This window comes from Candidatus Cloacimonadota bacterium (genome assembly GCA_016932035.1).
Classification (GTDB): domain Bacteria; phylum Cloacimonadota; class Cloacimonadia; order JGIOTU-2; family JGIOTU-2; genus Celaenobacter.
In genome coordinates, this window is the sequence record JAFGDR010000007.1 from 1 (window position 1) to 13229 (window position 13229).

Consider the following 13229-nt stretch of genomic DNA (forward strand, 5'->3'; position numbering starts at 1 on the left):
ATATCTTGTTTCAGAAGAAAATCTGCTCCTCCGTCAGCAGCAATAAGCGTCCCATCAAGGGGAAAATCCATAGCAAAATCAATATAATTATTATTACAAAAAATAAATGCTTTTTTCAATGTACGAGAAAATCGTTATGAAAGATATTTCCTGTCTACGTGGATCGTAGACTTTTTCTTGTTGAAATAATTTATGGGATTGGTACTCTTTCCGTAGAACCGGACTTCATAGTGAAGGTGCGATCCTGTGGATGTACCGGTCGAACCCATTTCTCCTATAATCTGATATTTTGTCACTTCCTGACCAATATCTACAAATCGTTTCCTGAAATGTCCGTAAAAAGTTTTATATCCATATCCATGATCGATCAGCAGATAATAGCCGTAGTCTTCATGAAATCCTTTATCTATAACCCTGCCGTCTGCGGTCGCATAAATAACCGTACCTAGTTTATTGGCTATATCAACACCATGATGGAAATGTTTTGTTTTGTAGATGGGATGAACCCTGTATCCATATCCCTCAGAAATCCTTCCGTAGGTCGGTTTGATCGAGGGCGTGTGATTATAGATCGTATTCTTAACCGTTAGATATTTCGAAATTTCGTAGAAACTGGTTTCTTCTAATTCTAATTGTCGTGAGAATGCATCGATCTTGTTCAGGACATTGTTGTGGATATCAAAAAGCTCCTTATCATCATAAAAAAATGTTGAATCTAAATATTGAATACCACCTACACCCATCTGGCGAATATCATCATCGATCGAGCGAAGCCCCTCAAGGTCTCGTACTTCTTTATCTCTTTGCTGAACATTCTCCAGTTCAAACTGCATTGTATCGAGCAATGCATTAATTCTTGTCATCTCGGTCTTGAGTCTCACATTGTGTGCCTGAAGCTCCTTCAGTTCATGCCTGTCTATCTCACCGATGACAAAAAAATACGTTATCACGCCTGTTGTGATAACAAATAGGGAGATAAAAACTAGGACAAAAAGGATGATGGTTTTTGAAAAATGAAGGTCTCTGACTCCATTAGAGGAATTGCTCGTAATTAATACATGCCAGCTTTTTTTTTCGCTCATTTCTTTTAAAAACTAATAACAATTTTCTTTTGTTAATTTGCTTTTTTGTACTCACGAATGTCAAGTTTTACGAACCTTTTCAGGGGGCACAACTCAAGAAACAAGAAGATATTATTTTCATTTTGCTCGAGTTTCTGAATAACGGTTTTCCTAACGTTTTATGTTATTCTTATGTAGGTACTAAGTTTTTGTTGACAGGAGTTCTCAAAATGCCCCTTTTTTGAAAAAAATTTTAAGGTGTGAAATTCACAAAAATGTGGATAACCAAATTGTTCTAACGGTATTTTTTCCTGTATCTCTCTCAGTACCTGTAAATTGCTAATGTTTGTAAAATGTTGATAAGTTTGTGGATAACATTTGGGTGAGTTTTGTATCTGGCTTGTAATCAGTAATATAAAAGGTTGATAATGTGTTATGGCTGAATCCATTGGATTGTGGAAACAAATTCTAACTGAAGTGAAAGACCAGGTGGATCCACAAACCTATTCTACCTGGTTTGATAGCACACAAGAGTTCAGTCTTGTTGAGAATACTCTTACAATCAAAGCACCAACCAAATTTTTCGCAGACTGGCTCGATCAACACTATAGATCCTTCATAGAAGAGATCGCTTTCGGTTTAACTGCTGAAAAAATCTCTGTCGATTTCATAGGTTCCGCTACTGATACACCGGGTAATTACTCTTTTTCAAAGCATACAGTTGTTGATACGCACAGTGAGAATGGACTAAATCTACGGTACACGTTTGAGCGATTTGTAGTGGGAAGCAATAACCATTTTGCCTTCTCTGCTGCTCAGGCTGTTGCAGACAAACCCGGCAAAATCTATAATCCTCTCTTCATTTATGGTGGTGTTGGTCTCGGAAAAACCCATCTTATGCAGGCAGTTGGTAATTCTCTTATTCAGAATAAGATCAACAAACGCGTGCTATATATACCAACAGAAGACTTCACAAATGAAATGATCTCTGCAATACAAACAAATTCCACAATCAATTTCAGGAAGAAATTCCGAACCTTCGATATCCTCATGATTGATGACATTCAATTCCTCGCAGGAAAAGAAGGAAGCCAGGAAGAGTTTTTCCATACTTTCAATACATTGTATAATGCAAAAAAACAAATCATTCTTACCAGCGATCGTCCCCCGAAAGAGATCAAGCTCCTTCAAGACAGGCTTATATCCCGTTTCGAATGGGGACTACTGGCTGATATAAAACGTCCTAATTATGAAACGCGTGTTGCTATCCTCAGGCAGAAATGCGCTGAGGAAAATATAATTCTCAGACCTGATGTTATTGAATTCATTGCTGAAAATTTCGATGACAATATCCGTCAGCTTGAAGGTTCGCTTGTTAAAATTCTCGCCTTCTCATCCTATAAAAAAGTTAAACCAAACGAGATTGAAATCACCGATGTAAAGCAAATTCTCGAGGATATGATGGCGAACCGAAAACGTCCTGTCACCCTCGATCTCATACAGGAAGAGGTTGCCCGATACTTCGAGATCGGAAAAAATCAAATCAAAGAGCCAACTCGGAAAAAAGAGATCGCTTTTCCTCGGCAGATAGCGATGTACCTTTCTGCAAAACTCATTCCTCATATCTCTCTGCTTGAAATTGCCAATCATTATAATAAAAAAGACCACACAACGATCATTCATGCAAAAAAGATCATTTCTCAAAAAATAGAAAAAGATAATAATCTAAAAAGCAAAATAAACGAAATTACCGAAAATATCGTCCAATAAGCATATGAAATGTTATCCAGAATGTTATCCACAAATTGTGTGCAAGCACGTGTATAACTCCTTCAATTCTTCCACAAACCTTCGAAATCCTGCAATTCATGTGTATAGTTTCGTTTTATCAACAATTTTTTCCACAAAGATTTTAGCATGTATAGCTTTTTATATGGGCATTTCAGACGATTTTCCACAAATCCACACGCCCTATAAGAACTACTGATTTTTTAATGTTAATATAATATAGAAAAGGTTTAATATGAATAAGTTCATTTTCATTCTTTTGATCAGCTCTGTGATAGTATTCGCTTCCTGTACTCAGAAAAACAACTATATGGGTTACGATCAGGATGTTGTTATTGCCTGCGATACTATTTATAATGCGATCAATTTTGAACTCTCTTTCACTGACACAATAGGCATCTACTCGTCGAACCAGATAATGCTAACCGGAAATTTTAATGGTGTAAAGACAAGGACACTCATGAAATTTGGTTCACTGCCGGATACAACATGGTTGGATTCGACATCATTTGAAAGCTGCGAGATACTTTTCGAAAGAAAATCACACATCGAACCAACAATTGATATCCATGCATATAAGCTTCTTGTTACATGGTATGTAGGCTCAACAACATGGGATAGTATTTCTACTGAGGATTATGAAGAATTCCCCGTTCCTGTAGATTTTGTTGCTGATTCTGATTCCTTTTATGTTCCTATTGATCCAGGAATTGTTGAAAATTGGATTATTGAGGATTCTGTTAACTTCGGCATGCTCCTTGACGCCCCAACTGCCGTTGGAAATTTTGTCAGCTTCTATACATACAATTCTGACAACAATGAACCAAAACTGAGAATTGTTGCTGTTGGTGATGAAACAGGTTATCGAGACACATTGCTTATCGGTACGACAAGTGACACATTCATTGGATTTGATGAGAACCTGCAGGAGAATTACGATCCCGGAAAATTCACTGTTGCGAACCTTCCTCCTTCGCGGCTTGTAATGAAGGTTCATATCGACTCGATATATTCGCAACTTGGAATTACCTATGAACAATTAGAACGTTACAGTTTGAATCTGGCAGAAGTTCAGCTGGACTCGCTTATGGTGGAAAATCTCTATATAGAAGATGATTATATCGCTATAATTCCGTACTATGTTTCTGATTATCAGGCAGATGAATGCACCTACATTTCTTCAACAAAAACATCGTATATAATTGAAGTAGATTATCTGTTTCCGATCAAGATAACGCCAATCCTGGAAGGTATAATAAGAGGTGATCTCGCAAATCCATACATTGCGCTTGTATCAACGCAAGAGAATAAAGACTATTCATTTGTCGATTTCTTTGAAGGCACAGCGCCGCCATTGCGAATTATCTATACACAACCAGTTTTAGAATAGATGAGGTACTATGTTTTTTAAAAAAGTAATAACAACAGTCATGCTCCTGAGCATAATCATCCCTCTCTTCGCTGCATCAATATTTTCGCCAAACGGATTTGTAGAAGAACACTTCGGCTGTGACACCTTCGGGGCAGGTATGGGATATACAGGTATAAGTTCATTATTTAGACGGAATTTTTCTGTTATTAATCCCGCTCTTCTCACAACAGTAAGTAAAGCGAATTTCTCAACCCAGATAGATTTTGGATACACGACCTTTAAAGATAAAGATGATTCCTATACAAACAAGGTATCAAATCTTCCATACGCAACAATGTATGTACCTCTCAACAAAACGACGATACTGGGTTTATCTTTTCTTCAGAAATATTATTACAGTCTCAGTACTGCTTTTGAGGATTCCATTGAGCTATCAGGGAAATACCTGGTTAAAGATGAAAAGATTGGCTCTCTGAACGAACTTGGATTCAATATAGCAAAAAAGATCGGAAAATTCGGAATTGGTCTTAAGTTGAATTATATATTCAGTAACCGGACAGAGGACCTTTTTGTTAATTATACAGATGGCGATCTGATCGACACGAGGGAGATAAAGGAAAATCTTTTGGACGGTGTGAATATTTCTGCAGGTTTTATTTTTCCCTATAAAAAATTCTCATTCGGAGGTTTCATACAGACAAAAGCGCGATTGCATTCCGAGAATACATATAAGATAGAATATTACAATAACTCTAACTATGATTACAAAAGTTTTTCAACTTCAAAGTATGATATTCCAATGCAGATGGGGCTTGGTATTGGAATGGAGATGACGAAATACCTCTATGCTGAGACAAATTTCCGCTATTCATTCTGGAAAGACACGAATATCGAAACCATGAATGGAAGAAACACTTCTATGATTTCTTTCGGACTTTCCTATGCTCCTCAAAAGGATTTCTATTGGAAAGTGCCAACACGTATAGGCGGATATTACAGGCAGTTATCCTGTAGAAATGGTGGAAATTATATTGATGAAAAAGCGATTACAGCAGGTTTCGGCATTCCCACAATGATACTTAATCAAGGACGGTTGAGCATTTCACTTGCATATGGGATCAGAGGTTCGATAGATAAAAATATTTATCAGGATGAATTTTTCAGAATCTCTTTTGGGTTCTCATCAACGGACTGGTGGAGAAATCCCAAGAATTATTCAAAAGATAAAGAAATCCCAAAATTGGATCCGAAATATAAAGAATACTGGAATTAAAGGACAGTGAAAGAAAACTGGTTTCTTCGGAACCATCAAACCGAAGACATTGTGTCATCTGTTCTACGGAGCAGAGAGGTGAATAATATTGATAAATTTCTCAACCCGACACTGGACAAATGTAGTGATCCAAATCTTTTAAGCGGAGCACGAAAAGCAGCACGAAAGATACTAACAAACATCCAGGAAGGAGAGAAGATCACGATCTTCGGACATGATGATGTTGATGGGATAACCAGCACCGTTGTATTGTATAAATTTCTGGAAAAAATTGGGGCAAAAGACATAGCATATTATATTCCAAACCGAGAAGTCGACAAGTTCGGGCTTCGGGATAACTTCATTCAGAAAGTATTACAGGACGGAACTAAAAGGGTGATCACGGTTGACATTGGTGTTACAGAAACAGCTCCGATTGCACGACTTAGACGCAAAGGGATAAAGACAATTATTATTGATCATCATAAAATAATGAAGGAGCATCCCCAGGCATCGGCTATCGTTGATCCACATAAGAAAAACGACAGATTTCCCTTCAAATATCTTGCCGGTGTTGGAGTTGTTTGGAATGTCGTGAAGATCTTATCCATAATGACAGGCGTTGCAACTGAACCGGTATACCCATTACTCGCAGGTCTTGGAACAATCGCAGACAGAATGCCGCTTATCGATGATAACAGGATCTACGCTAAACATCTCTATTATAATTTTGAGCAGTGTGAGAACAGATTTTTCCATTATTATGCCGGACAGACACAAGGAATTCCAAGAGAAATTTCTGTTAAAAAATTGATACCGCTTTTGACCATGGGAAGACACAAGGATGGAAGACATCTTGCAGTTGATATTTTGCTTTCAAAGGATGAGAACGAAATCGATAAAATCTACAAAATACTGGAAGATAGGATTTATAAAAACGAGCATCAGGTAAAGCTTGTAAAAGATTTGATAGAATCGGAATATCAAAAGCAGGAAACCCATTTTTTCATATATTGCGACCCGGAAGGAAAAATACCATCAGATTATCTCGGTGTAGCAACCTCCTACATCACGGACACCTACAGGATACCAAGTCTCGTCATGACGAAATGGGAGGATGATGTTCTAACAGCAGAAGCAAGAGCGCCATTAGGTTTTAACTGGCTCGACTGCCTGAAAAAGATAGAGAAATATCTCATACAATACGGAGGACACAAAGAAGCAGCCGGCTTTACTTGTCACAAGAAATATTACAAGCAAATACGCGATACACTTGAGAAGCTTGCAGAAGGTCAATATAAAAACATACAGAAATTAATGAAAGAACACAGCAAGATATATATCGATTATGTTCTTGATGAAGATCAGCTTGTTTTAAGTAAACTTAGAGAGATACATCGAATATTTGCACCGTTTGGCGAAGGAAATCCTCCACTGGTTTACCTGCTCATATATGCGGATGCTATGGAGCTGAAAGAAAAAGGATTCGTAAACTTCCCTGAAGAAGTAGAAGGTTCAGATATAAATGTAACATTTTCGATTATTAATGATACCTTTACCATAACCGATTATGAAAAAGTAAGTGTAAAAAGAAACGTTTTTTAGGAGATACAATGATTTTGGACTTTATATTAAACTGGTTAACAAATGATGTTGCAATCGATCTCGGCACAGCGAATACGCTCGTTTACCTAAAGGGGCATGGGGTCGTGGTGAACGAACCATCGGTCGTTGCAGTGGAGACAGAAAACAAGAAAGTCATAGCAATAGGAAACAAAGCAAAGGAAATGCTCGGGAAAACACCCGAAGAAATTAAAGCGATCAAACCTATGAAGGATGGAGTTATTGCAAATTTTGAAATAACTGAAACAATGTTGCGGCATCTTATACTACAGTCGCAACAACGGAAATTTTTAATCAGACCTCGGGTGATCGTCGCCGTTCCTTCCGGCATTACCGAGGTTGAGAAAAGAGCCGTAAAGGAATCTGCAGAGCATGCCGGTGCAAGAACAGTTTATCTTGTTTCCGAACCACTTGCTTCCGCAATAGGAGTCGGGCTGCCTGTTCATGAACCGTATGGAAATATGATTATCGACATCGGGGGGGGAACAACAGAGATTGCTATTATCTCACTGTCTCATATTGTTGATCACAACTCGATTCGTATCGGCGGAGACGAGATGGATGAGGCAATCGTTGCATACCTGAGAAGAAAGCATAATCTCTATGTAGGTGAATCGACAGCTGAAAGGATCAAAATGAAGATAGGTTCCGCATTTCCTCTCGAGGACGAACTCACTATGGAAGTTCGAGGTAGAGACCTGATCACAGGATATCCCGTCTCAATGAAAATCTCATCAGAAGAAATACGAGAAGGTCTTTCAGAGACCGTGAACAAGATCGTTGATGCAGTGAAAAGACTTTTTGAAGAGACAGCTCCGGAGCTTTCTGCAGACATCGCAGATAGAGGGGTTGTCCTAACTGGAGGAGCAGGGCAGCTGAAGGGACTCGACAGGAAAATCCAGGAAACGATTAACCTGCCAGTAACGCTTGTCGATGAACCCCTTAAAAGCGTTGTGATGGGCTGCGGAAAAATTCTTGATAACCTGGAAGAATACGAAAAAGTCCTTTTACCAAATGTTTAAGTAACGGATCAGTGCAGACCGAGCGGTTATGTTCAACAGAAAAAATGTCGTCTTCAGTGTCCTTCTTATCGTTTCAATTTTCTTCCTGATCGGTAATAATGAGCAGAGGATAAAAAAGGCACAGTTTATAGGAAATTCACTGCTCCTGCCTTTTTCATCAAGTATAACATATATTAAAAACCTCTCCAATGTATATCAGCGCAACAACTATCTTCAAAGAGAGCTATACCTTGCACAAAATGAACTGCGGATGCTAAAAGTGGAGGTCAGCGAATTCCAGAGATTTGAAGAATTGATTGATAATATTGAGATTTCAAATTATGAGTTTCTCATCGCAGACGTTGTTGGAACCGGGTCTTACCTTAATTATGAAACCCTTCTTGTCGATGCAGGAAAGAACAGGAACGTCCAGCAAAACCAGCCGGTCATCTCAGAAAAAGGCATTGTGGGGAAGGTCATAGCGGTATATCAAAATTACTCGGTGGTGCAGACCTTCGGGAACAAGTATTTCCGACTGGGAGCAATTGACAGTAGAAGCAGGATTCACGGGATTGTGGAAACAGACCTGAATGGAAGATCATATTTTGAAAAGATCAAGGTGGGAAGCGACCTTAAAACAGGAGATATGATCGTTTCGTCCAAACTAAGTTCGGTCTATCCTCCGGAACTGCCTTTTGGAAAGATCGTGGAGATAGAACAAAGCAGCGAAGGACTTTTCACACGAGCAGAAGTGGAGCCCTTTGTCAACCTCGCAAATATCGAAGCAGTGGTAATAATTCAAGCTTATGGGCAATAATATTACTGAAAGACAAGTTAGAGATAAAATTTATCTCAGGCAACCGATCAAGACGAAGATATTTACTCCAAACGATGATATCATAGAAATTGTTCTGAAATATACCGAAGGAAAACGTAAGCAGGGTGATACAATTGTTATGAGCGAGAGTCCTGTTGCGATAACGCAGGGAAGGGCGATTCCCGAAAACGAGGTTAAGATAGGACTTCTTGCAAAGCTTCTCTGGCGGGGAGTTAGCAAGGTTCCTTATGGCGTCGGACTTCGGTCTAAAACAAGTATGCAATGTGCGATCGATGAATGCGGGCACGTAAGGATACTTCTTGCAGCTATAGCAGGAGCGTTTGGTAAACTATTTGGCTTACATGGAGTTTTTTATCGGGTTGCCGGAAAGCAAGCAGCGCTCATCGATGCAGCACACACATCGCCGGTACCACCGTATAATTCAACCGTCATAAAAGGACCAATACATACAGATGAAATCTGCCAGAAAATATATGAACTAATAGGTAATGAAGCAGCAATAATGGATATCAATGACATCGGAGGCTCATGGGTAATTGGAAGGTCTGCTGGAGTAGATCCATATCTTCTGGAAGAGATCATGCGGGATAATCCACAGGGGCAGCAGATGGAACTTACACCACTGTGCCTGGTCTGGGAGAAGAAATGATAAGCCTGATCATCACATCGATCTTCATGGTGTATTTTCAGTATTTCTTTGCCGTATCTCTTGGTCTAGGGGGTACAATTCCAAATCTCTATCTCCCCCTCATCATATATTACAGCATAACCAGGGAAAATCTTTCCGGACTGATACTTGCATTCCTTCTGGGCATAATCATTGACTTAAACCAACCGTCATCTTTTGGTGTATCACCTATTCTATTCCTCATTATTGCATTTGTCATCACGAAGCTGAAAAAGTTATTGGGAAGGCAGGTCGTTGGCATCGGAATCGTGCTTGTTTTCATCTCGAATATTTTTTATTTTTTTCTATCAGCAGCAATATTCCTCATCTTCAAATCCGGCGAAGTCCTTCCTTTTGGCAAACTCACGCTTCTTTCACTGTATAACTCGCTCTACTCCTTTATTATTATCCTGATCCTCTATTTAATAGACCATCTTAAATTAAGCTTTACCCAGCAATGAAAAGAAAGCTGAAAAAAGCCGACCAGCTCCTTCTGCTTGTACTGGCTTTCTTTCTAATTCTTACATACTCGCTGTTTCAGATACAGGTCATAAACGGGGAGGAATATAAAGAGATCGCAGAAAAGAACTATTTCCGCATTATCAGCAAGCCAACAAGAAGAGGGATATTGTACGACAGGAACATGCAGCCGCTTACAGAGAACATTCCTTCACTTTCTGTATATCTGGATATTAAGGAAATCACAGATGTAGATAGTGTGGCTGGCTTTCTTTCCATAAACCTCTCCGTACCTGAAGAAGATATTCGGGAACTGATACATAAGCATAGATTTTTCAAATTTGCCCCGATCCTTGTTCAGGATAAAGTCGATATGGAGACTGCTATACGGCTTGAAGAACAGTGCGAAAAATTTCCTGCAGTGATCGTGAAACCCGAAGCGATCCGCTACTATGATCTCAATTCGCATTACATAGGATATGTAGGAAAAATGTCCGCCGACGAGTATCAGAAACTCAAGGAGAGTGATTATGCAAAAACGGATTACATAGGAAAAGTGGGGCTTGAGAAGTGTTATGAACAGGAACTCAAAGGCGAGAAGGGATACGATATCATACAGGTCGATGCAACAGGAAATCCTCTTGGTTTAATGAAGGAGGGTTCCGGAAAACCTTCGTTGCCAGGTAAGGATTTTGTTCTTACGGTAGACAAAGAGCTGCAGAAAAAGATAGCACGCCTGCTTCCGAAAGACACTTCTGCTGTAGCAATCGTCATGAACTGCAAGACAGGCGGTGTCGTTGCAATGGTAAGCACACCGGAATATGACCCAAATAAATTTGTCACCGGCATGCAGGAGGATTATTGGACACAAATCGTCGAAAATAAGAACAACCCTCTCCTCAATAAAGCAATGAATGCAGCGTATCCGCCGGGATCGGTTTTCAAGCTGGTCGTGGCTGCATATGCACTTGAAAAAGGACTCGTCGATCCATATGATGTCCTTGTTGATTGCGAGGGAGGTGTGGAATACGGAGGGCGATTTTTCGGTTGCTGGAAGGAAGAGGGGCACGGTAAAATGAATTTGTTGGATGCGATCCGGGAATCTTGCGACTCATATTTTTACAAGATTGCGGAAATGATCAACCTGAATGATTTCAAGGAATTCATAGATGATTGCAATTTGCTCGAAAAAATTCCAGTCGACCAGATAAAGAGCAGAAAAGGATTTTTCCCAACTTCCGAGTGGTATAACAAAAATTATGGAGAACTCGGGTGGACAAGAGGAAATCTTCTCAATCTCTGTATTGGTCAAGGCGAGGTGCTTCTTACCCCACTTTCGCTTACCTGTTTTTATGCCGGTATAGCAAATAACGGCATTGTGCATAGACCCCATTTTGTCGATTATTCCATAAGAGATGAGATTACCGAAACCTATAAATATCCACAACTCAGACTTCCAATTTCTCAAAACACTCTCGACTTGCTAAAACAGTCTCTCTATGAAGCAGTAAATGCAAAAGGTCGTACAGGCGGCATGGCTCGGGTTAAAGATATTATGGTTGGTGGTAAAACAGGATCAGCAGAAAATTATTACGGAGACACCCATGCGTGGTTTGTGGCGGTTGCTCCGATGAATGACCCGGAAGTTGTAGTGTTAGTGTTTGTAGAACAGGGTGGTTCAGGAGCAGATATTGCAGCCCAGCTTGCGGGAAAAATACTCGGATATTATTTTAAAAAGGAGCCATTGCTAAGGTATTAGAAAGGAGAATATTTGAGCTGGATCTTTGGAATATTAAGAAAAAACGGGAAAATATTGTTACCCGATAAAGCAAATTTCCCTTTTTTTAATAAAGAGAAATTTGTTGTTGAAACAAAAGATTATTACGTGTCATGTGGGTTTGGTCACAATAATAGTTTTTTTAAATATGATAAAGAAAAAGATAAGGGATGGATAGTGTGTGGGTCAGGTATTTCATATAATCACGATTCCTTTAACCTGATGGATTTTAAAGGGTGGGAAGAATTTTTAAGAAAAAAAAATACTAAGGTGACTGATCTGAATGGTCATTTTATAATCCTTGAATGGAGTAAAGGCAGACTTCGTTTCAGAAATGACCAGCTTGGTATGAGGGATATGTATTTTGCAGAGACCGAGAATTACTTTTCCTTTTCAACAAGATTGGACTGGCTCATTCCGTTTTTAGAAAATCCAGAGATAGATTTCGAGGTATATAGCAGTAGCTGGCTTTGTGTAAATCCCTTGTCCTATGAATGCTTTGTAAAAGGAGTAAAAAGGTTATGTCCAGGAGGTCAAGCAGAATATAACAACCGCAAATTTTCTCATGAATACAAACCGTGGTTGCCGGAATATGCAAATAGAATCAAAAAGAAAACGTATCTTGAACAGATAGAGAGTTTTACATCCCTTGGATTACAAGAAGAAAGAAAAGTGCTTTTAGGTCTCTCTGGAGGTATTGATTCAAGGATCCTATTGTCAATATTGCTCAAAGAAAATAGAGATAATTGGGGCACCTATTCGTTTGGAGATAAGAACTTTCCAGATGCCATTGTCGCAAGAAGGCTTTCAGAAAAACTTGGATTCAAACATTTTTCAATATCTAATTTGAATACTCCTAAAAATGTTGATGTTGAACGGTTCAATGAATTCATTCTACAAACACACTCTTACATGATGGGATCGCTTTTTTACGAACAGGATCATTACCGAAAATTACCCAAAAATGTTCTTTTTATAGATGGGGGGAAAGGAGAATACTGCACGCGAAGTTTTGCAAAATGGCTAACCCTAAAAGGGAAAAGTGCGATACTAGGAAAAGACTATAAAAGTATCTTGGGATTTATACAAAATATTAAACCGAAAATATTTAACCAAGAAACCGAAAATAAATTGATTACCTCTTGTTATAAACAGATTGAAGATATAATTAACGATATGCCTTCTATCCATAATATCGATGTTGGGGATTGGGTTGATATTTTTACGATAAGAACCCGAACCGGTAATATGGGATCACCCACACAAACTCGTCTTGATAACATTATCTTTAACTACATGCCTTTTTTACAGCCAAGTTTTCTTAGAAGAGTTTTTGAACTATCTGTAAGATTCAGGGCAAGAAATAATATTTTCAGATCAATATTACTTAA

Annotated in this window: 11 protein-coding genes; 10 read left to right on the forward strand and 1 reads right to left on the reverse strand. The window is 38.9% G+C overall.

Features of this window, described 5'->3' with window-relative positions:
* Positions 1-134: 134 nt before the first annotated feature.
* The gene (locus JW794_00745) at positions 135-1001 is read right to left on the reverse strand and encodes a M23 family metallopeptidase (protein ID MBN2016656.1); all 867 of its coding nucleotides are present in this window, start codon (positions 999-1001) and stop codon (positions 135-137) included.
* A 495-nt stretch (positions 1002-1496) separates the two neighbouring features.
* Between JW794_00745 and dnaA the strand changes: the two genes are divergently transcribed.
* From dnaA to JW794_00795, 10 genes are all read left to right on the forward strand, one after another.
* A complete protein-coding gene (gene dnaA, locus JW794_00750; GenBank protein ID MBN2016657.1) occupies positions 1497-2831 on the forward strand; it encodes a chromosomal replication initiator protein DnaA in 1335 nt (444 codons plus the stop codon).
* A gap of 253 nt (positions 2832-3084) precedes the next feature.
* Positions 3085-4239 (forward strand): DNRLRE domain-containing protein, encoded by a 1155-nt coding sequence (locus JW794_00755; protein ID MBN2016658.1) that lies wholly within the window; start codon positions 3085-3087, stop codon positions 4237-4239.
* Positions 4240-4249: 10 nt separating this feature from the next.
* Positions 4250-5494: a hypothetical protein gene (locus tag JW794_00760; GenBank protein MBN2016659.1), complete on the forward strand. Its 1245-nt coding sequence runs from the start codon at positions 4250-4252 to the stop codon at positions 5492-5494.
* Positions 5495-5500: 6 nt separating this feature from the next.
* Complete coding sequence (locus JW794_00765; protein MBN2016660.1) at positions 5501-7078, forward strand: DHH family phosphoesterase; 1578 nt, start codon at positions 5501-5503, stop codon at positions 7076-7078.
* 8 nt (positions 7079-7086) lie between these two features.
* Complete coding sequence (locus tag JW794_00770) at positions 7087-8118, forward strand: rod shape-determining protein (protein MBN2016661.1); 1032 nt, start codon at positions 7087-7089, stop codon at positions 8116-8118.
* 28 nt (positions 8119-8146) lie between these two features.
* Positions 8147-8914, forward strand: coding sequence for a rod shape-determining protein MreC (gene mreC, locus JW794_00775; GenBank protein MBN2016662.1), 768 nt, complete (start codon positions 8147-8149; stop codon positions 8912-8914).
* Positions 8904-9584 carry a coenzyme F420-0:L-glutamate ligase gene (locus JW794_00780; GenBank protein ID MBN2016663.1) on the forward strand — a complete coding sequence of 227 codons (681 nt, stop codon included), beginning with the start codon at positions 8904-8906 and terminating at the stop codon, positions 9582-9584. Before mreC ends, JW794_00780 begins: the two co-directional genes overlap by 11 nt.
* On the forward strand, positions 9581-10063 hold the full coding sequence (mreD, locus tag JW794_00785; protein MBN2016664.1) for a rod shape-determining protein MreD: 483 nt from the start codon (positions 9581-9583) through the stop codon (positions 10061-10063). Before JW794_00780 ends, mreD begins: the two co-directional genes overlap by 4 nt.
* Complete coding sequence (mrdA, locus tag JW794_00790) at positions 10060-11820, forward strand: penicillin-binding protein 2 (protein ID MBN2016665.1); 1761 nt, start codon at positions 10060-10062, stop codon at positions 11818-11820. Before mreD ends, mrdA begins: the two co-directional genes overlap by 4 nt.
* A gap of 12 nt (positions 11821-11832) precedes the next feature.
* Positions 11833-13229: hypothetical protein (locus JW794_00795; protein ID MBN2016666.1), on the forward strand; the 1397-nt coding region annotated here is incomplete at its 3' end.